Annotated in this window: 16 protein-coding genes and 1 tRNA gene; 3 read left to right on the top strand and 14 right to left on the bottom strand. The window is 48.7% G+C overall.

The window, feature by feature from the left end:
* Positions 1-17 precede the first annotated feature (17 nt).
* The 5 genes from BUB73_RS07550 to BUB73_RS07530 are packed head-to-tail and all read right to left on the bottom strand — an operon-like array spanning position 18 to position 5,859.
* Positions 18-3,104 carry a glycosyltransferase family 117 protein gene (locus BUB73_RS07550; RefSeq protein ID WP_088658714.1) on the bottom strand — a complete coding sequence of 1,029 codons (3,087 nt, stop codon included), beginning with the start codon at positions 3,102-3,104 and terminating at the stop codon, positions 18-20.
* A 1-nt stretch (position 3,105) separates the two neighbouring features.
* On the bottom strand, positions 3,106-3,543 hold the full coding sequence (gene nusB, locus BUB73_RS07545; protein WP_073159988.1) for a transcription antitermination factor NusB: 438 nt from the start codon (positions 3,541-3,543) through the stop codon (positions 3,106-3,108).
* Between the two features lie 47 nt (positions 3,544-3,590).
* Positions 3,591-4,052, bottom strand: a complete 462-nt coding sequence (gene ribH, locus BUB73_RS07540) for a 6,7-dimethyl-8-ribityllumazine synthase (RefSeq protein WP_073159986.1) — start codon at positions 4,050-4,052, stop codon at positions 3,591-3,593.
* A gap of 9 nt (positions 4,053-4,061) precedes the next feature.
* Positions 4,062-5,273: a bifunctional 3,4-dihydroxy-2-butanone-4-phosphate synthase/GTP cyclohydrolase II gene (locus BUB73_RS07535; protein ID WP_073284798.1), complete on the bottom strand. Its 1,212-nt coding sequence runs from the start codon at positions 5,271-5,273 to the stop codon at positions 4,062-4,064.
* Positions 5,260-5,859 carry a riboflavin synthase gene (locus BUB73_RS07530; RefSeq protein WP_073159982.1) on the bottom strand — a complete coding sequence of 200 codons (600 nt, stop codon included), beginning with the start codon at positions 5,857-5,859 and terminating at the stop codon, positions 5,260-5,262. Before BUB73_RS07530 ends, BUB73_RS07535 begins: the two co-directional genes overlap by 14 nt.
* Before the next feature lie 361 nt (positions 5,860-6,220).
* Here BUB73_RS07530 and BUB73_RS07525 point away from each other — a divergent pair, with 361 nt between their 5' ends.
* Positions 6,221-6,595 (top strand): FISUMP domain-containing protein, encoded by a 375-nt coding sequence (locus BUB73_RS07525; RefSeq protein WP_073284795.1) that lies wholly within the window; start codon positions 6,221-6,223, stop codon positions 6,593-6,595.
* A 26-nt stretch (positions 6,596-6,621) separates the two neighbouring features.
* Here the strand turns inward: BUB73_RS07525 and ribD are convergent, their stop codons facing one another.
* The 7 genes from ribD to BUB73_RS07490 all read right to left on the bottom strand — a co-directional run bounded on the left by ribD (position 6,622) and on the right by BUB73_RS07490 (position 13,938).
* On the bottom strand, positions 6,622-7,983 hold the full coding sequence (gene ribD / locus BUB73_RS07520; RefSeq protein ID WP_073284792.1) for a bifunctional diaminohydroxyphosphoribosylaminopyrimidine deaminase/5-amino-6-(5-phosphoribosylamino)uracil reductase RibD: 1,362 nt from the start codon (positions 7,981-7,983) through the stop codon (positions 6,622-6,624).
* Between the two features lie 43 nt (positions 7,984-8,026).
* The gene (locus tag BUB73_RS07515; RefSeq protein WP_073159969.1) at positions 8,027-8,470 is read right to left on the bottom strand and encodes a rhodanese-like domain-containing protein; all 444 of its coding nucleotides are present in this window, start codon (positions 8,468-8,470) and stop codon (positions 8,027-8,029) included.
* A gap of 13 nt (positions 8,471-8,483) precedes the next feature.
* The gene (locus BUB73_RS07510; RefSeq protein ID WP_073284789.1) at positions 8,484-9,722 is read right to left on the bottom strand and encodes a PAS domain-containing protein; all 1,239 of its coding nucleotides are present in this window, start codon (positions 9,720-9,722) and stop codon (positions 8,484-8,486) included.
* 21 nt (positions 9,723-9,743) lie between these two features.
* Positions 9,744-10,457 carry a hypothetical protein gene (locus BUB73_RS07505; RefSeq protein WP_073159965.1) on the bottom strand — a complete coding sequence of 238 codons (714 nt, stop codon included), beginning with the start codon at positions 10,455-10,457 and terminating at the stop codon, positions 9,744-9,746.
* Positions 10,458-10,465: 8 nt separating this feature from the next.
* Positions 10,466-11,905 carry a hypothetical protein gene (locus tag BUB73_RS07500; protein WP_073284786.1) on the bottom strand — a complete coding sequence of 480 codons (1,440 nt, stop codon included), beginning with the start codon at positions 11,903-11,905 and terminating at the stop codon, positions 10,466-10,468.
* Between the two features lie 84 nt (positions 11,906-11,989).
* Positions 11,990-12,910: a M23 family metallopeptidase gene (locus BUB73_RS07495; protein ID WP_073160051.1), complete on the bottom strand. Its 921-nt coding sequence runs from the start codon at positions 12,908-12,910 to the stop codon at positions 11,990-11,992.
* Positions 12,911-13,176: 266 nt separating this feature from the next.
* Positions 13,177-13,938, bottom strand: a complete 762-nt coding sequence (locus tag BUB73_RS07490) for a Nif3-like dinuclear metal center hexameric protein (protein WP_073159961.1) — start codon at positions 13,936-13,938, stop codon at positions 13,177-13,179.
* Positions 13,939-14,291: 353 nt separating this feature from the next.
* On the opposite strand from BUB73_RS07490, the gene BUB73_RS07485 reads away from it, so the two are divergent.
* Together BUB73_RS07485 and metK are read left to right on the top strand one after the other, a co-directional pair.
* A tRNA-Asn gene (locus BUB73_RS07485) sits at positions 14,292-14,364 on the top strand.
* Between the two features lie 200 nt (positions 14,365-14,564).
* Complete coding sequence (metK, locus tag BUB73_RS07480) at positions 14,565-15,761, top strand: methionine adenosyltransferase (RefSeq protein WP_073284783.1); 1,197 nt, start codon at positions 14,565-14,567, stop codon at positions 15,759-15,761.
* Positions 15,762-15,848: 87 nt separating this feature from the next.
* Here metK and BUB73_RS07475 read toward each other — a convergent pair whose 3' ends face one another.
* The gene (locus tag BUB73_RS07475) at positions 15,849-17,546 is read right to left on the bottom strand and encodes a Na+/H+ antiporter NhaC family protein (protein ID WP_073159958.1); all 1,698 of its coding nucleotides are present in this window, start codon (positions 17,544-17,546) and stop codon (positions 15,849-15,851) included.
* The gene (locus BUB73_RS07470) at positions 17,547-20,642 is read right to left on the bottom strand and encodes a hybrid sensor histidine kinase/response regulator (RefSeq protein ID WP_139259146.1); all 3,096 of its coding nucleotides are present in this window, start codon (positions 20,640-20,642) and stop codon (positions 17,547-17,549) included.
* Positions 20,643-20,698 lie beyond the last annotated feature (56 nt).

Here is a 20,698-nt window from a genome sequence, read left to right as displayed (position 1 = left end):
GTTTCAAGTTTCAACAGTTAGTTTGCAGCAGCGATAACCGCAGAGGCTGCGCTATCGGCAGGGGCTGCAGAATCAGCGGCAGGAGCCGGTTCTTCAACCTTCAGAGGTTCGTCGGAAAGGGTTTCTGCCTGACGGATAGCCATCATCAAGCGGGCGCGGCCACCTTCTTCGAAGGACGGAACGGCTTCGAGACCGCGGTTAGCCACTTCGATAGCCTGCTGCTTCATACCTGCAGCCTGGTAGACGAATGCGGCAGCCCAGTAGTTACGCCATTCATCGGGGAACTGCTTAATGCCCATTTCCAAATACTTGGCGGAGGCTGTAGCAAGGCTATCCACCTGAGCCTTCTTGTCGGCTGTAAAGGGATGGCTGTTGCGGAGCTTTTCGATCTTGTCGCGAGCATCGAAGGAAATCTGCAGGTACAGAGAAATGTAGCTGGACAGAAGACGGATGGTTTCGTCATTGATATAGGCGGTACCATCACCAAGTCCGCGGTACTTATAGACGTTATCAATAAGGTTTGCGGTATAGGCTGCGTCAAATGCATTACGCTTGGGATTCAGGTCACCCTTCACCAGGTTGTAGACCATGCCTTCCTGGACCATGTACTTTTCGAGACCCATGAAGTTGGAGGTTCCAACGGTGGTAGAAATTTCAATGGGGCGATCCATATTCTGGAGAGCAAGATCGACAACCAGCTTATGCTGGGTCAGCATCATGGAACTACGAGTACGGGCAGCCCATTCAGTAAAGGCATCCCAAACCTGATAGTGGACCTTGAACTGCAGCAGCTTAACAGAATCTGCGGCAGACAGCTGCTGACCTTCCATAGCGTCGATGCGGCTCTTCAGCTGAGGCATCAGGCGCTGAGCCTTCTTGACCCAAGTAGAAGTCTGGTGGTTGGGATTGTTTGCGGAACTATTATCAAGAACCATATCGCTATCAATGGTTTCCTTGGTGTAGCTCAGCTTAAGAATCGGTTCGTTTTCAAGCATCTGCTTGATGTACCAGTCGGTGTTACCCAGAGACAGGTTCACCACGCGCACGTCCTTACGGACTCCGGCCACTTCCTGTGCAAACCACAGCGGGAAGGTGTCGTTATCGCCATTGGTAAAGAGGATGGCGTTGGGGCGGCAGCTGTTCAGCAGGTTGAATGCGTAATCCCAGGGAACCCACAGGCCAGAACGGTCATGTTCCTTGTAGTTGGAAGCACAGGGAATTACAAAGGAAACAAGCACCAGGGCGGCTGCCAGCGGAGCGGCCAAGGTAGGCATAGTTCCGGTAGCGCAAAGGAACACCAGGATACCAGCGCCGATACCGAAGATGAGGCTCATGAAAATGAAGGCCGGAGTATAGAAGTAGTCACGTTCGCGAACTTCGAGATGAACGGATTCGGGGAACGGTGCGCGGCTACCCACCTGGGCAAAGCCCTGTTCGATCTTGGTCCAGTTCTGCCATACAGAGGAGTTGGTGTATGTTTCCAGCTGCTTCTGCAATTCAGCAATACGACCCTGGGTATTTTCGCGACCCTTCAGCATTTCGATGCGGATCTTGGTATGTTCGATATTCTGACGCATGTCGATCAGTTCGTTGGGATCCGGCAGGGCGTTAATGCCTACACCACGAGAATTCAGATCCTGAACATTACGAGTCATGACGCTGACCCAGTAGTCATGGTCACGCTGTTCCATACGGGTGCCATCGGCGAAGTTGATGTAGAACAGCAAACCGAGAGAGCAAAGGGCATAAAGAATAGAAGTAAATACGCCAAGTTTCTTGTTACGTCTCCAGATAAAGACGCAAACCATAACGATAAGACCGTTAAAGATGAGGAAGATCAAGAGCTGCGGCAAGACAGCATCGCCCATGAAGCTCATCTGAGTGGGGAACTTGAAACCAAAGCGTTCCACAGGCTGATTGTCTGCAGAATCAAAGGTGTAAACGCCATTGGCATAGTTCACCTCGCCCACCTTGTAAGGCAGGTACTGGGCCATCTGGTATCCACCGTAACCCATATGAGGGAAGCTGAGGAACTGATGGGCGGTACGGGCACGGCGGTAGAAGGCACGGCTAATCATGCTTTCGGAGCCATATTGCTTACGTTCGATAAAGGCGTTAAAGGCATCCCAGTTTTCAGCCTTGAACAGGTTACCCAACTGCAGGTTGCCCTGATCATCGCGGATGTTGATTTCCGGGTTATTTTCGTCGATGGTGGGGTTCAGTTCAGATCGGATAGGAATATAAAGATGAGTGCTGTAACCAATCAGGGCAAAGAAAGCAAAGGCAAGAGAAAGGCGTACAGCCTTGTTCATGCGCGGGCGGAAAGGCTTTGCAACACTGAGGATAGCCAAGACCACAAGGCAACCCAGGGAAATTTCAATAAAGGCGGACACCATGTAAATCACGGAGCACAGGAGAGTACCGGTGATCCACACAGGAATGCGTTCCACAATCTTCTTAGGTTCTGCCACCAGCAGCAAGGCAAACACGGCAGGAACGGTAAGCATTGTGTACAAGTGAGCGCCAACACCGAGGAATGCGATGTAGCAAATGAAAATCAGAATGCGGTTTGCATAATCTTCATCTTCGCGCTTGTTGTACCAGACCAGACCCAGGTAAGACACCAGCATCAAGATGAGCATGGCAATGCCGTAAACTTCAGCTTCCACGGCGTTGAACCAGAAGGTATCAGAGAAGGTCAGCAAGAAACCAGCCACCAGGGCTGCGGTACCGAGAACAATATAACGAACCTTTTCGGAGATCTTTTGAGCAAGGGCGTCGGTCTTAAGGACGGTTGCCAGAAGTTCCCAGGCGAAAAGGGCGGTAACATAAACAGTCGCAGCGGAGCTAACCACAGAAATGTAGTTCACGCGCTTTGCGATTTCTTCAACAAAAGGCAGAAGAACAATTACTGCACGGGCAAAGAAAACGAAGAAGGGGGTTCCAGGAGGATGGGGAATACCGAGGGTGTTAGCACAGGCCACGAATTCACCGCAGTCCCAGAAGGAAACGGTGGGAGCCATGGTCATGGCATAGACAACCAAGGCAACCAAGCAGGTGATACCTGCAAAAATATGCTTCATCCACTTTTCTTTATTGAACACGTTACTTCTCCTTAGTACCCGGAATCACGATGCCGCGGCTCTGCAAGAAGCCGGTCAGCAAACCATTAACAAAAGACGAGGAAGAATCAGTGCTGAACTTGGCAGCAATCTGAACCGCTTCGGAAATAGCCACCTTCATGGGGACTTCGGGAATGTAAGTCAGTTCCACCATGGCGATTCGCAGAAGAATACGATCCAGGCTGGCCATACGGTCCAGTTCCCAATGAGCGGCGGCAGCCTTGATGCTTTCGTCAAGGTCAGCGCGGTGTTCCTGGATCAGGTCCACCAGTCTCATGCCATACTTCTTCTGGTTGTCGTGAATTTCCTGAGCTTCAAGAACTCCAGGAAGGGCCTGAGCCACAGTCTGTCCGGTGATTTCCATGGCGTACAGCAACTGCATTGCAAATACGCGGGCGGGTCTAAAACTTACTTGTGCCATAAAACTTTCTCGTTTTTTATAAGTCTCAGTTTACGTTTCTTTTTTTATTAAATCTGCTTGTAGAGGTTTGCCATTTCGACGGCGGTAGAAGCCCAGCTGCAACCCAGGTTGCCAGCCTTAAGGCCTGCGCGGTTCATAGCCTGGTCTACGGTATCGGTAGTGAGGATCCCCAGAATCATGGGAACCTTGCCTTCGGCGGCAATACCGGCAATACCGCTGGTAGAATTGTTCACAACCACGTCGTAGTGGCCAGTTTCGCCACGGATAACTGCACCTAGTGCCATAACGGCATCAAACTTGTTGGAATCCGCCATGCGTCGGCAAATACCCGGCAGTTCAAAAGCGCCCGGAACATGAGCCACGGTAATATCCTTTTCATCTACGCCAAGGATCTGCAGCTGGCGGAGTGCACCATCCAGCAGTTTATCCGTCACGATTTCATTAAAGCGGGCCACGGCGATCGCCACCTTCAGGCCAGTTCCATTCAGAGAATTCTTCAGTTCGTTCATAATACTCCCTTAAGCCTCGTCCAACTTCAGGTCGTGGCCCATCTTTTCTTTCTTGGTTCGCAGATAGAAACGGTTAATGTTATTGGGCTTGATTTCGATAGGAACACGTTCCACGATTTCAAGACCGTAAGCGGAAATACCATTGATCTTGCTGGGGTTATTGGTGAGCAAACGCATCTGCTTCACACCCAGGTCAGCCAAGATCTGTGCGCCGGTACCATACTGGCGTAAATCAGACTTGAAGCCCAGCTTGATGTTGGCTTCTACGGTGTCCAGGCCCTTTTCCTGCAATTCATAAGCGCGGAGCTTGTTGCAGAGGCCAATACCACGACCTTCCTGGCCGCGGAGGTAAAGGAGCACTCCCCCATGTTCACCAATGAACTTCATGGAGGCTTCCAACTGCTCACCGCAGTCGCAGCGCATGCTGCCGAAAATATCGCCCGTCAGGCATTCGCTATGGACGCGAACATAAACCGGCTTGTTGAAATCCGGATTGCCAGCAACCCAGGCCACATGTTCCACACCGTCGGTGGAGCTGCGGTAGGCGTAGGCCTTGAATTCGCCGTACTTGGTAGGGACGTTGGGAGCAGCCACACGCTGCACCAGCTTTTCGTTCTTCAGGCGGTAGGCGATCAAGTCGTGGATAGAGATAATCTTGATGTCGAACTTCTTGGCCACTTCCTGCAACTGAGGCATACGGGCCATGGTGCCGTCTTCGTTCATGATTTCGATGAGAGCGGCAGCCGGGCGAAGTCCAGCCAGCTTTGCCAGGTCCACGGCAGCTTCCGTGTGGCCTGCGCGGCGGAGCACGCCTTCTTCCTGGGCGTACAGCGGAGAAATGTGGCCAGGGCGGCCGAAATCGCTGGGCTTGGAAGCAGGATCGGAAAGAGCCAGAATGGTGGCGGCACGGTCATGGGCAGAAACGCCAGTGGAGCAACCTTCGATCTTATCCACCATGATAGTGAACGGGGTACCCAGAATGGATGTGTTTTCTGCGGTCTGACGAGTCAGATTCAATTCGTGGCAACGCTTGATAGGCAGCGGGCAGCAAAGAACGCCACGGCCTTCGTGGAGCATGAAATTCACCTTTTCCGGTGTAATCTTTTCGGCGGCGATTACAAAGTCGCCTTCATTTTCACGATCTTCGTCATCGACGACAATGAGGAATTTACCGGCCCTGAAGTCTTCAAGGGCTTCTTCGATCGTATTAAGCAAGGTCACGCTCCTTCAAATAATTTTCGATATATTTGCCAAGCATATCTACTTCTACATTCACAATAGTACCGGGAACCCAGTTACGCAAATTGGTGCGGGCCAGCGTTTCGGGAATAATGCATACGCGGATGGAATCCTCGAACTTTTCGGCCACCGTAAGGCTAATGCCGTTCAAGGACACGGAACCGCGACGAATTACATAGCGGCGCAAGTCCTTAGGGAGTTCCAAATCCACTTCCACGCCCGTTTCGCGATTGGCAACGGCCAAGACCTTCACGGAAGTATCCACATGGCCCATCACAAAATGACCGCCCATAAAGGAATCTGCCCTGCAGGCCTTTTCAAGATTCACAAGTTTTCCCGGTTCAGCTTGCTTGAAAGAGGTGTTTTCCACCGTCTGGTGCATCAGGCAGAAGGTAGCCTCGTCGTCGGTGCAGCTTTCAATGGAAAGGCACACGCCATCGTTAGCGACACTATCGCCCAAATTGCAACCCTTAAAGAAACCGGGTGCGGATAAGCGCATGGTCAGCGCATCCCCTCTCGTTTCCAGAGAAAGGATGGTTCCCGTACTTTGAATAATACCAGTAAACATACGGGCCAAATTTAGAAAAAGACGAGAAACGAGAGACGAGAGACGAGAGTGAAAACAGGCGAATAACGCTGATTTTGAGGTCGGACCAGTACTGTAAGTTAGATTTAACTAACATTCATGTTATACAACGGTAATTTCCTACAGGTAATGGCTAGGGGGGGGTATACTACATTTACCCACAGGAATTATCTCATTGGGACGGAGGAATCATGATTATTTTTGAACACCCTATAAAGGCAGCCATCATTGGCTTTACCACAGCGTCTATACTAGTCGCCTGTGGAGACGACGAGTCAAGTAATCCTGTAACAAACAATACGGAAACCAGAAACTCCTGACTGAGGGAGAATACGGAGTAATCTTGGACGAGAGAAATAACAAGGTATACAAGACCATCCGAATATCCAACCAAGTCTGGACTGCGCAAAATCTTGATTATCCGGTTGAAGGTAGATACAGCTACTGCTATGACATGGATTCAACCAACTGTGAAACCCATGGATACCTCTACAGATGGGACACCGCCATCAATATAGACCAATGCGAATACGGAGTAATCTGTGATCCTCCAGAAAGAACGCAGGGAGTGCGCCCTGAAGGATGGCATTTGCCGAATCAGACAGAATGGAACGATCTGGTGAACAAGCTTGGAGGCAATAAAGTTGCAGGACACATCCTTAAAGCCCAATCTGGCTGGGGATCTAGTAATACCACGCATTTTCAGTGCGTTGCTTAAAGGACTACTAAACCCGATTATTGCGTTTATGCAGGATAATAGACGGTAAGCACATCAGAGCCGGCCATGAAGGATTCCTTGGCCACGATGTTCTTGGGAAGTTCCGGAAATTCCAGGCCTTCCTTGATGTTGCCAGAGGCAGCGAGATCTGCGATGGCATCGTCGATGCGGCAGTCGGTGGAGCGCCAGATATTCAGGCGGTTCCAAAGAGGTTTGGGAGCGACAATGGTTTCGCCAGTAGAAACGGCGTCGGCAAACAATTGATTGGCGAGACCTGCGCCCGGTTCCACCATCAGACGATGCATACCACGGGCAGAAAGATCGTCGATCATGGAAGTCCAATTTTCAGCGAAAGTGGATCCAGTCAAAAGAATGACGCAAGGCACTTCGTTAGATTCTTCGACTTCGCGCTCCGCACTTCGCTCAGAATGACACGGGAGGGAGCGTTCAGAAAAAGCAGGCTGTGGGACGCAGGAGAAAACGAGAATCTTTTTTTCCTGATTCAGAGAGAAGACTTTCAGCTTCGAAACTTCTTCTGCGGAAAATTTATGATGTCCCGCCCACACAATTTTTACGGGATCGTTTCCGGCAGCGTTACGGACATTCAGGCTAGGATTATCAGCAAGAACGGTTCCTGCCCCAACAAGAACAGCATCGCTGATGGCGCGGAGTTCATGATTCCAGCAGTTGGCCCCATCACCAGTAATGCGGACAGGCAAATGTTCGCCATTCAAACCAACAACGCCCATGAAATTTTCCTGGGAGACGGCGCATTTTACTTCTACAAAAGTACGCTTGTTGCGAACGTAGAAATCGTAAGCTTCGAAGTAACGTTCTACGTCGTGGAAGACGGTACGACCTTCCGCCTCGCGAGACTTTCCTGCAAGATTCTTCGCTTCGCTCAGCATGACACCCGAGGACTCGCTCAGCATGACATGCGAAGGTTCACTCAGGCAGTTGCATTCGCCGCATCCACAATCGTCCCAGCCATCATCCACTTCAGCGGCGATGCAGGCGTCCACGCCTTCGAAAACTTCGATTCCGGCTTCTTCCAAAATCTTACGGCTGTTCCCGCGGACAACAGGATTGGGGTCCCCGTGAGCGTAAAAGACTTTCGCAATTCCAGCGTCAATGACGGCCTTGGTGCAGGGAGGCGTGCGGCCGTAATGGCAGCAGGGCTCCAAAGTCACGTAGATAGACGCACCACGAGCCAGTTCGCCCGCGTCACGCAACGCCATGACTTCGGCATGGGCACTTCCGGGGCGCTGCGTACGCCCCTTCCCCACGATAATTCCATCTTTAACCACAACGGCACCCACCGCCGGATTGGGGCGGCTCACGCCAACAGAAAAGACGGACTCATCAAGAGCCAACCTAAGAAAGTTCATTTACAGCTTCGTTTTTTAGTCAAACGTACTATTGAACTAACCACTACTTCTTGGGATAAGCCAAGAAACCGCCAAGAACATTGTAAGCGCGGTCATAACCATTGCGCATCAAAATCAAGGTAGCAGCTTCACTGCGGCGACCAGAGCGGCAGTAAACCAGGACGTCCTTATCCTTGGGCACTTCAGCCAGACGGTACTTCAATTCACTGAGAGGAATATTCACGGCATGGGGAGCATAACCATCATTCAGTTCGTCCGGATTACGAACGTCCAGGTACATTGCACCCGAGGCGTTCATTTCCATGGCCTTATTCCAGTCAATGTTCTTCACTTCATCAACAATGTTTCTGGGAGCTGCAGGCTGGGCAGGAGCCGGAGCCGGCTGAGCCACGGGAGCAGCTTCAGGAGCCTTTTCAGCAGCCTTCTGTTCATTACAGCCTGCCATCAGGAACATTCCGGCAAAAGCAAACATCATCAACTTATTCATTTTATTACTCCTACTATTTTTTTTCAATAAAATCATTTACGCCAAGCAGCATATACACCATCAAAATCTTGTGCGTTTCACCGTCTAGATTTTTAATCGGAACGGCATTCATCCAAAGCAAAGAATCTGAAGCCCCAAAAACACCTTTCCAGGCAACAGCGCGTCCTCGTTCAAAAACCTCAGACAAATATCTATGGAAAAGCGAGAAGTACTTCGGGCGCACCACTTCCAGCAAACGAACCCCTTCGACCTGTTTGGGAGATTCCCTTCCAAAGGCCAGGGAAAAAGCCTGATTGCACCCGGCAATCTTATAATCTCTGTCAACCCAGACCACACGAATATCCGGGAGTCTCAAGGCAGAAGCCAGCAAATCGCTACTATCGACGCCATCCTCCAGCACAGGATTATCCTGCAGCAGTTCCATGCGGCGGGCAGCCCCCTTAAACACCATATTGGAACCTTCTTCCATGGTCAAACGGCCATTAAAGGAGTACCAGTCCGTAGCCCCGTCAGACCTCAGCAAACGAAGGCAAATACCTCGACGATCCTCGCTATCATGACCCGACGCCCTAAAATCCACAATTCGGGAATTCAGCATCTTTTCAAAAATTTCGCAGTCTTTCGCCGGCATCATGTTTTTAAGGTTCTGAACACCCACGGAGCGGGGAACCACACGACCTTCTTCATCGATAAGAGGCGTAAGCAAGGTGAAGCGACGGGAATCCACATCAAGAGACCACAGGAAGTCCCCCGTATTCTGCAGAAGCATATCGATATTCTGCTTCAGTTCATCGCGCTGGTTTCTGGACTCCACATCCAAGGTCACATTCTTGATCAGAAGAACGGTGTTATCTTCGCCCGTCTTCTTCTGGATAAAAGCACGCAACTCGTACCAGCGCAAGCCTAATTCACTATCGTAACTAAAGATAAAGGGAATATCCGGATAGGAGGCCAACCCCTTGGTATAATCCTTCAGACGTGCATATTCCTGAGCCGAAAGAATCTTCTTGAAGTTCTGTTCCTGGCAAATACGTTCAAAAAGAGGATCCGCAATGAATCGCGGCGTGGCATCAATCAGGTTGCCATCCATAGAAAGCACCACCTGAAATTCACCCAGGTATTCCGAAAAATTGGAATAGGCCTTCTGCTTTTCGCGGGAATCCCTAATCAGCAAGATCGAAATGACCAACGCCACCCCAACCAGGAAAAAGGCAAAAAGTGAAGCCGCAATGATATTCAGCGAGATAAACATAAATTCAGTCCAAATTACAATCTACAAGATAGTCTTTTTTCCAATTTTCTTTTTAACACTTAGACCAAACCAGTCCAGAGAATGATCAGATTTTCCAATAGAACCACCAACATTCCACAAATCAAAATGAAAATTCACGCCTAGCCCCACACAAAAACCGGGAAACCGGTAAAAAGTAGACAAAGAGACAAACCTAAAATTTAGAGAAGAACCCATATAAGCAGAACGGCCATCCCATTGAAAAAAAGCATCTAGGCTATCGCCAGGTTTTATGGTAACGCCAGAAAGGTACTGCATATTTTTTAATGGTTCATGAAAAAAATTCCACAGGTACGTCCACAAAATTAATCGTCCATACACAATAGATGCGCCCGCCTTATAACGATGGGACGTCCACAATTCATCACCGGGAGTCCACTCCATTGAAAGTCCATAGGCGCCCCCAACAGCAAGCCAATCGCCATTCACAGACATGCCCCATTCTGTATAAATTTTTCTGTATAACGAATCCATTGATTCATAAGAACCAATAAAAGCCCCTCGATACCTGGAGTCGCCCCATTCCCCAGAAACAGAAGATGCCAACTGATCCGTTTCCGGCAAACGGTAAAAATCCATACTGAATCCAGGATTCGCAAAACGAGCCGGCGACGAGGAATAATCAGAAAGAAGCCAGGAAATATCATTACCAAAGGCGAACCCAACCAGCAGAAGCAAAAACGCAATTTTATTCATACGAAGCCCTACGGACGAATCAGAATTCCCACAACATTTTCAAACTTGCCCGTCGAGATAGACACGTAAGCAACCCCCAAGCCCATTCCATCAAGAGACACTTTACGCCAGGCATTAAATCCAGGGGGCACATCGGCCTTCCAACGCTCCCGCCCAGCAGAATCCAGCAGACGGAGAGATACCTGAAATTCGCTTTCAACATAAACTCTTAACGAATTACCTCCTAGGCGAACCACCCTAGAAGAAAGCTTGTATGTAAAAGGAGACTGGATTTTTTCGTTCGTCCCATTAGACCGCACAAAACCTGGGGTATTCTCCGATTCCATAGTCAAGGGATTAAAGCCTGACGGACATGACACCATATGCCGATCCCAGCAAACGCTATCCACCACAGCCTCCCCGCTGCAAATGGAAATGCATCCCGACGAATTATTCAGATAACCAAGCGCAACCTGAACCAGCCCCACATCCCTATAGCCAAGATATTCCCTGAGTTGTGCGGTATCCTTGGTCAGCACGATGGTCTCATAAGGGTCTATAAACCCGGCACCCCAGCTTCCACCTCGGCCACAAAAGCGAAATTTTTCGAGAGGGACGGCTACCGCACTACGATTGTACACTTCCACCCATTCCGGTTCAGGCTCCCGGGGGCAATGATGCACCTCCGAAACCACCAGCGGCCCCCCACCTGGCGCAAATAGCAAGGTGTCTAGCGAATCGTTATAGGGAGCTTCATCGGGCGGTAGATTCCCGCGAATCCAAAAATCCCGGGAAGATTCCCAGCTAAAATTCCCAACCACCCACAAGGAGTCAATCACACTTGCACTTCCATCCAGGGGGATGCGCTCCAACCGTAGCCAGGCAGAATCACACCCCGTCAAGAAAACCGTATACTTGTCATGGTCCCGCAAAACAGGAGCGAGGCCGCAGTCAGCCACTCCGACTTCATATTGCGGGTTAGCGCACCCTATGGTCGGTTCCGCAAAAATCCAACGGTCAGAATCTTTCACCCGCTGTAACGCCATTCCCGCCTTAGGCTCTGGAATTTCAACGGAATCCACACACGAACCCGCCCAAAGACGCCACGTAGACCTCCTGGAATTCGGAAGACTTAACTTTCCCAATAAGCCACACGCCACCCCATTCCCCTTAGGGCAATACAGGCTATCATGAACCAGGACGAATCGTTTGAAGGTCGAACCGGACTCCCAGGAATTACCTCTGGGCAAGGCAAAAGATAAAGCCGGTTTTTCATCCATCTGCACCCATAGGCTTTCCGCCCCACAATCATCCAGACGAATCTCGACGAATTCTCCTTCCTGATCAGGAACATCCTTGGGATCAGAAAAGAATTCCACAAAACGAGGGCAGGCAAGAGCGGAACCCAAGCCAAAACATAAAAAGCAGAGAACTGCAAGAACTGCAGCCCCGAATCCTAGATTTTTCAAGAAATCACCCCTTGGGGTGAGCCGCCTTTAGCCAGTTCGAGCCGGCGCCATTTTCTCGGGCGGTTTGCCTACGATCGGTAGAAATCAATCTACAGAATGATCGTTGGGCAACATATAGGCAAGCGGATTTACAGGAGAATTGTTCACCCACACTTCGTAGTGAAGATGGGGTCCGACAGATCGACCTGTATTTCCCATGTATCCAATAACTTGGTAACGATGAACGAACTGACCCGGATGAACAATATACATCTGCATATGGCCCAGACGAGTCTTGATTCCATTCCCGTGGTCAATAGCCACGAAGTAACCAAAAGAAGAACTAAGCTGAGCAACGTCCACCACACCGTCGGCGGGGGCGAAAATCGGAGTCCAGCGTTCATTAGAAATATCGACACCCTGATGCATCTTGCCCACTTCACCCGTGACAGGGTGAATACGGGGACCAAAAGAAGAAGCGAAACGCCCCTGGGTAGGAGAAATAGACGGAACGAAACGCCACATGGAAAGTTTCTGGTCCATATATTTGCCCAAGTTGTGGAAAGAAGCGTCGTTATTGTGGAGCTTGGACTGCAAACGCTTGGCCGTTTCGCCCAGCAGAGCCATTCGTTCTACAACAGGAGACGTGGTGCGCAGCAACAGGGAATCCTCGCCAATGGCGCCACCGGTACCCATTTCACGGGAAGATTCATCCTGAGTGGGCAGGCTGAATCGAGCATAAAGGCGATTTTCGTCACGGAGGAAGTCAGACGTGGTGCCAGCCAGATAATCCAGAGTCCCCTGGATCTGGGACATTTCGCTATCCAGGCGGTGACGTTCATCCAGCTGGTGGTTCAACACACCTTCGTAAATGGTGGTAGTCACCATCTGCACAGCAAAAAGGATGGCGCCAATAACCACAAAAACACGCAGCACCGGCCATGCCTTGAACAGGACGGCAGGCACATGCAGGGTCATCGATTTCGATGACTTCTGGAAGTGTATGGTGGTCTTAACAAAATTCACGGCGGGTAAGATAGTAAAAAATATGACCAAGCGAACGTAAAAATTCACACAACATGAGACATGGAGGGAACAATTTTTACACAAAAAGCTGGATTTTTTGTCAGATTTCTCTACATAAAAAAGATTTGTAAAACCGTTAACTCCATGAGAATCAACAAGTTACATATATAAAATCGCAATAGGGAAAAACAAGACAATTCATTTCGCCCCCAATGGGCGAAATGTGTAATTTACAAAGTATTTTTTCAAAAAATGATAATCAAGTGTTAAACCGGATTGTCAAAATCAACAAATTTTGCAGGAATATTCAATTCTTCCTGGATTTTTTCGGCCAAGGCACGAACGCCAAAGACCTCTGTTCGATGATGACCACAATTGACCAAATTAAATCCCAATTCCTCACAGTCAATCGGAACATGTTCCTTAATTTCCCCTGTTACCAGGACATCGCAGTCCAACTTCATAGCCTCTTCAATGGCGCTTGAGCCCGAGCCGCTGCAAATAGCCACCCTTTTAATGGTATCAGAACCATACATCAAGGCATTCTGCAATCCATAAGGGAACGCATTGGCTACGCTTTCCATAAATTCCGTCTGAGTCGCAGCAGTTTCCCACTCGCCAACTACGCCAATGGTCTTTTCACCTTCCTGCAAGAATCCCGAAACGTTGCTAAGCCCCATCGCCTTGGCAATTTGAACATTATTTCCCACTTCCATATGGCCATCCAAAGGCAAGTGGTAACCATAGAGATTTATGCCATTATTAAAAAGCTTGCGCATGCGAGCGCCAAAACGGCCTACTGGCACACGGTCTTCATTTTTCCAAAATCCATTGGGATGATGTACGATAATGCAATCAGCGCCGTCTTCAATTGCGGCATCAATCAGACAGTCCCGGAAACTCACCCCAGTAACCACTCGAGTCACCCGAGTATTCGCTTCGACACAAAGACCATTAACGCAATAATCCTTGAAGGACTTCGGGTCAAGCAAATCATTCAACCAGGCAGAGAAAAAATTAATATCCATAATTCATTACTCCCATAACTGTTCAAACACTACAATTATGATACATAATCTAGCACTAATATATAAATATCCAAGAAAACTTTAGAAATATGATTATTCTAAAGAATAATAGTTTTTATATCTTTAAAATTTGCATAAACAAATAGATTGAGTCTATTTTAGGGGCGTCCCATTTTCAACAAAAACAGGTTGAATCTATTTCGCAACGACTCAACCTCTCTGAAAATTAGGTTAAGCCCCCTTTTGGACCAGATTTCCATACACATTTCAACAAAAATTAGTCATAACCCCTTGACAACTTAAGGAAACTATCTATATTTGGCTTCGTCAATGAGGAAACTCGCTGATCTGATTGCTTCATAGCTCAGTTGGTAGAGCCCGCGACTGTTAATCGCGTTGTCCTTGGTTCGAGTCCAAGTGAAGCAGCTTAGAAGACCCGTTCGAAAGAACGGGTCTTTTAGTTTTTCAAAAAACTAGACGTTTTTTACAGATTTAACGATTCGCTTCATGGTCCATGTTTACGCATTTTGCTAAATTCGTGGGTCGACACAAATAGTTGTTTTTCAGCGCTTGGGATTGTCAAAAACGCGACATTCTTTTCGGTGCTGTTACATAAGGAGCCAATAATGGCACATTATCTCTTTACTTCTGAATCCGTATCCAAGGGGCACCCGGATAAGGTCTGCGACCAGATTTCCGACGCCATCCTGGATGCCTGCCTTGCACAGGACCCCAACAGCCGCGTCGCTTGCGAAACTCTCGTGAACACCGGCCTCGTGGTTATCTCCGGTGAAATCACCACCAAGGCAGTGATCGACTACCAGCAGATTGCCCGCAAGACCATCAAGGGCATCGGCTACGTGAATCCGGAACTGGCCTTTGACTACAAGGGTTGCTCCGTTCTCGTCGCCATGGACAAGCAATCCCCCGATATCGCTCAGGGTGTGGACGCCAAGGCTGCCGACGGTAAGGAAGACGACAAGCAGGGCGCAGGCGACCAGGGCATGATGTTCGGTTATGCCGTGAACGAAACCAAGGAACTGATGCCTCTGCCCATTAGCCTGGCTCACAAGCTCATGGAAGAAATTCAGAACCTCCGCGAAAAGGGCAAGATCAAGTGGCTCCGTCCGGATGCCAAGTCCCAGGTCACCGTGGAATACGACGAAAACGACAAGCCGGTCCGCGTAGACACAGTGGTCATTTCTACCCAGCACGATGAATTCGTGAACGGCAAGGAACTGAAGCACAAGACTATCGAAAAGGAAATCATCGAAAAGCTCATCAAGAAGGTTGTTCCTGCCAAGCTTCTCGACAAGAACACCCGTTACCTGATCAACCCCACCGGCAAGTTCGTGGTTGGCGGACCTCACGGCGACTGCGGCCTCACCGGTCGTAAGATCATCGTGGACACCTACGGCGGCATGGGTCGTCATGGTGGTGGCGCATTCTCCGGTAAGGATCCTTCCAAGGTGGACCGTTCTGCCGCATACGCAGCCCGCTACGTTGCAAAGAACATTGTGGCTGCAGGCCTCGCCCACCGTTGCGAAGTCCAGCTGGCATACGCCATCGGCTACTCCAAGCCGGTTTCTGTGCTGGTGAACACCTTCGGCACCGGCAAGATCAGCGACCGCGACATCGAAGCTATCGTCGCTAAGAACTTCGATCTTTCTCCCGCTGGCATCGTAAAGATGCTGGACCTGAAGAAGCCCGGCTACCAGTCCACTGCAGCCCTCGGCCACTTCGGTCGTGAAGGCGCACGTTTCACTTGGGAAAAGACCGACAAGGCAGCTGCATTAAAGACCGCAGCCGCTAAGCTCAAGTAACTTCCGTTTAAGACGAAAAGAGAGGGCCGTTTTTCAACGGCCCTCTTTTTTATGTTCTCTATAAAGTTAGCGTTCTAGGCCCGCGACCTAGTATTCATCTATATCGCTAAAATCACCATTGGCATCGGCCATTTCTTCGAATAGTCCCACATGCCGAACCATGACAATCGCCTTGATCACCAAGAGGGATGCCATCAAGAGAATCGCCGTCATGAACAGGCAGATAACTTGATTCTGAACAAAGCCTGTCATCAAGAAGCCGATAAAGGAAATGCATACTACAAGAACCACATAGGGGAGCTGCGTAACAATGTGGTCCATCAGGGAACAATGAGCGCCCGTAGAAGCCATAATGGACGTATCAGAAATAGGAGAACTATGGTCTCCACAGACTGCTCCCGCACAGACCGCCGACAGGCCAATCACACAGGTTGACGGAGTTTGCGCGTAGTTAAGGATCGAAACAACAATCGGAGCCAAGATCGCAATCGTTCCCCAGCTTGTCCCCGTCGCAAACGCCATGAAGCAAGCCAGCAGAAAGATAAACGCCGGAAGGAACTTCACATAGGCACCAAAATCGCCAATGAAAGTCGTAAAGAAAATTCCGATTCCAAGCCCCTGTCTAGCGATATTTCCAAAGAGCCAGGCCAAAGTCAAAATGGCAATGGGCACCACCATCTGTTTAATGCCGTCGGGAATAGACTTCATGGAATCCGCAAAGGAAACGCTCTGACGTAATCTAAAATAGAAATGGGCAAAAATGTTCGTTACAAAACCACCTACGGCAAGTCCCTTGGAAGCATCGCTGTTGGCAAAGGCATCCAGGAAGCCAACCCCGTCAAAAAGACCGCCAGTCGCGAGAATGCCCACAAGGCTACACACGCACAAAGCCACCACAGGTATGATAAAGTCCCACATGGAACCTACATGTTCTAGAGATTCCTTCTTTTCTTCATCTTCAAAGGGGCGGTCATGAGTAGAATAGACATCGTCATTAAGCTGCGCATTGGCTTCGTGACGAAGCATCGGGCCAAAGTCAATATTCAGCAGCGAAATGAAAACAATCATCAGGATTGTCAGCAGACAGTAAAAGTTGTAGGGAATCTGCATAAAGAACAGGTCAATGCCGTTAATCTTATCGGTTTCGACATAACCCGAAACGGCAGCAACCCAGGAAGATAGCGGAGCGATCATGCAAACAGGGGCTGCAGTAGAATCCACAAGGTACGCCAACTTCGCACGGCTAATCTTATGGGAATCTGTAACCGGGCGGACCACAGTCCCGACGGTAAGGCAGTTGAAGTAGTCATCAATAAAGCAGACAACACCAAGCAATAGGGTAAACAGTAGGGCCCCGCGACGATTCTTCACATGGGAAGAAAGCCAAAGGGTAAAGGCCAAACGCCCTCCACTTCTGTTAACTAGGTCCACAACAATTCCCACCGAAACCAGGAACAAAATAATTCCAAGGTTACTGGAATTGCCCAATATGTCAAGAAGCCCCACGTTGCTTCCATCGCCGCCCACCATACAGAGGAGCGCCTTACCAGGAATATCTGCAAGGTCATTGGTAGACATCATCAGAATAGCCCCGGAAAAACACCCGTAAAGCAGCGACGAGAAAACTTCCTTTGTCACAACACACATGGAAATGGCGGTTATAGCAGGCAACAGGCACCAGACAGACCCCACCATTCCTTCTTCATAGACCAGCAACAGCCAAATATGAAGCACGATAAAGAAGCTTATGGCTCCCACAAATTTATGACGTCGGATCCAGTTCATCTAAGCCTGCCTAATCTTTCTACAGGCTTCGCATACTTTCCTGTAATCAGCAAGGAATGTTTCAAACTGCGAAAGAATCTGCGCTTCCTGACAGTCTCTTCCTGCAAATTCCTGACTCTTGGCCAACTCAGAAAATTTCAGGGCTCCGATCATCATGGAATTACTCTTGATGGAGTGTGCGACAATGCTATAATCCTGCCAATCCTTATTTTCAAAATTCCGCTTCAAACGCAATTCATTTTCTGCAAACGCTTCTTCATACATTTCCAGCGCTTCCATATAAAATTCGCGGTTGCCGGAACAGTAATTCATACCGACACTTTCATCAATCAGCTGTTCTTCCGGTTCCGAAACAACTTCCGAAACATTTTCTATTACGGGAGATGATTTTTTCGAATAGCGAATCAAATCCTTAGGCAGGAATTTCAAGAGAGCCTTTTCCAGGTCCTCGATTCTGATTGGCTTGCCTATATAGCCATCAAAACCCGCCTCCAGGTACATTTCCTTGGCACCAACGATAGCATTAGCCGTCAATGCAATAATGGGAACACCTGCGCACTTATTTCCGAACAACTTCTTCGAAAGTTTCAAGGTTTCCATACCATCCATACCAGGCATCATATGATCCAGGAAGATGACATCGAAATGTTCCTTTTTCATAAGTTCCAGGCATTCCATACCGCTGTTGCATGTAGACACCTGAATTTGCGTATGCTTCATCAAGTGCTGAGCCACACGCAGGTTCATGTTGTTATCATCCACAACAAGTACCTTGGCATCAGGCGCAGTCATACAATCCTGAGAAACAGAATCCTGATTCTTGGAATCCAGATAACGTTTCTGCAAATTTCCAATGGGAGAGCTACCGATAATCATCTGGGGGATTACAACGGTAAACGTAGAACCCTTGCCGTATACACTATTCACACTGATAGAACCATGCATGAATTCCACCAGTTTTGACGTAATGGCCAAGCCCAGTCCAGAACCCTCAATCGTTCTATTTTGCACCAAGTCCAGACGCTGGAAACTCTTGAACAGGCGGGACTGATCCTGTTCGCGGATACCAATACCCGTATCTTCCACCTGGATAACAAGGTCAGCCATGTTTCCATACTCAGGATCAACCCTACGATTTTCCATATTGATCCGGAAATCCACATGTCCCGCTTCAGTGTACTTCACGGCATTGTTAAGGATATTCAGCATCACCTGCTGTATACGAACGGAATCGCCAAACAGCAAACTGGGAATCGTTTCGTCTACATAGACATTCAGTTCAAGGCCCTTCTGTTCGGCCTTTACCCCGATCATAGTAGACACATCATTTAAGACAGATCCCAGATCGTAACGGACCTCCACAATTTCCATCTTACCCGCTTCAATCTTGGAGAAGTCAAGAATGTCGTTAATGATGGAAAGCAACATCTGGCTTGCGCCCTTAATGTCTTCAGAATAGGAATGAATTTGAGATTCACTGGATTCACGAAGAATCATCTCGTTCATGCCCATGATTGCATTGATCGGCGTACGGATTTCATGGCTCATGTTTGCCAGGAAACTACTCTTGGCCACATTGGCTTCTTCTGCACGGGTCTTTGCATTTTCAAGCTCAAGCTGGTAACTCTGAAGACGACGGATTTCATCATCTACGTCGGCAATGGCCACGACAAAGGAGGACACCTCTTCGGATGCGTCAGACTTGATAAAGGAAATCTTGTGGAAACGGTATACACCATGTTCAAGAGCTCGACACTGGAAACCAAAGGATTTCTTTCCTCTCAGGTTTTCAATCGCATTCTGGAAACTAGACTCCCTACTAACAAGTTCCATATCATCCGGATGGACAATAGACCTAAGCAAGAGCACCAAAGCCTGATCATAGGACAAGTCAACAAAACCGGCAGACCCTAATTTTTCGGCGAAGGTATCCCCCATAGAATAAGGGAACACCAACTTGGTAGAGACGTCCACATAGCAAACAGAATCAAAAGTACCAGCCAAGGTGCTAATAATATCAAAGTTCTTCTGGAGTTCCTTCTTCATCTTCAGCTGGTCACGTGCGGCTCGACTAGCGACAGCACCATTGATAAAGCTGGTCGTCACAAACGCACCAATCACAAGAATCACGAACAACGAAAGGATAATGCTAAGCATCAGGATTCGCTGCACGGAATCATAAAGTTCATTTTCATCGGCCACCATGACAACAAAGAAGGAATCGTATACAACGCGATAGAACACGACGTTGTTCGACCCATGAAGACGAGTCTTCAGCACCCTATTGGTAAGGACTGTATCCTTCTGGGATTCGACACGATCATTCTGCAACAACAGTTTAACCAGATTTGCATTCTCGGTCTGCCAGAAATCCATCTCCAGGAAATTCTTCCCTGTAATAGAAGAATCGGCACTGACCATTACAAAGCCATCCTTAGAAACGATGAAGCTATTCTTCAAGCCGGCCTGATTAACGTTTTCAAGAAGTTTGGAGAAAACATCCATGTGAATATCGACAGAAACCACACCATGACCATCTGCAAAAGTCCGGCTTATGGAAATCACCTGCTTCCTGGTATCTTCGTCCACATAGGGGGTAATGATAGCCACCTCGCCAGGATGCTTGCGAGCCTCGCTATACCACTGACGGGAGTTAAAGTCAAAACCTTCCGGCGGAATCCATCCATCACCGCTGACAAAAATGCTGTCGTAGCGCACATAGATGGAACTAAAGCTGTTACTTACGCTTTCGCAATAAATCTTGTTCTGGGTCACCAGGAATTTTTCCAGGTTCCCATAAGACGGTTCAACCAGGGATTCCAGGGAATAACTGCTAACATTGACGGCATCAATTGCCCTTTCGATGGTATTGTCCAAACGTTCAGCCACAATACCCACATTGGTCAGCCCATCGTTCAAAGTCTGGTCTTTCACCACCTTATAGAAGGAATTGAATATGTAGACAACCACGACCAGCAAAACTGAAATCATGGCAATCAAGGTCAAGACATATTCAATGAGGCTCATGCGAGACAAACGTCGCAATTCCTCGAAAAGCGATCCTTTCCTAGATGTCAATACGCTACGAAACTTCACAATCTTTCTCCTTATGAAGAAAGATAACAAAAAAGTAAATTTCGCCTATTCGCTAG

It is taken from the genome of Fibrobacter sp. UWH6, assembly GCF_900142465.1.
Lineage (GTDB): Bacteria > Fibrobacterota > Fibrobacteria > Fibrobacterales > Fibrobacteraceae > Fibrobacter.
Note: the sequence above shows the minus strand (reverse complement) of the source record. Positions and strands in the feature narration are given on the sequence as shown.

Bases quoted from the DNA above. Each gene is read 5' to 3' on its own strand.
- BUB73_RS07530 (WP_073159982.1), bottom strand. From the start codon at position 5,859: ATGTTTACTGGTATTATTCAAAGTACGGGAACCATCCTTTCTCTGGAA.
- BUB73_RS07510 (WP_073284789.1), bottom strand. From the start codon at position 9,722: ATGTTTATCTCGCTGAATATCATTGCGGCTTCACTTTTTGCCTTTTTC.
- ribH (WP_073159986.1), bottom strand. From the start codon at position 4,052: ATGAACGAACTGAAGAATTCTCTGAATGGAACTGGCCTGAAGGTGGCG.
- metK (WP_073284783.1), top strand. From the start codon at position 14,565: ATGGCACATTATCTCTTTACTTCTGAATCCGTATCCAAGGGGCACCCG.
- BUB73_RS07505 (WP_073159965.1), bottom strand. From the start codon at position 10,457: ATGAATAAAATTGCGTTTTTGCTTCTGCTGGTTGGGTTCGCCTTTGGT.
- ribD (WP_073284792.1), bottom strand. From the start codon at position 7,983: ATGAACTTTCTTAGGTTGGCTCTTGATGAGTCCGTCTTTTCTGTTGGC.
- BUB73_RS07475 (WP_073159958.1), bottom strand. From the start codon at position 17,546: ATGAACTGGATCCGACGTCATAAATTTGTGGGAGCCATAAGCTTCTTT.
- BUB73_RS07515 (WP_073159969.1), bottom strand. From the start codon at position 8,470: ATGAATAAGTTGATGATGTTTGCTTTTGCCGGAATGTTCCTGATGGCA.
- BUB73_RS07490 (WP_073159961.1), bottom strand. From the start codon at position 13,938: ATGGATATTAATTTTTTCTCTGCCTGGTTGAATGATTTGCTTGACCCG.
- nusB (WP_073159988.1), bottom strand. From the start codon at position 3,543: ATGGCACAAGTAAGTTTTAGACCCGCCCGCGTATTTGCAATGCAGTTG.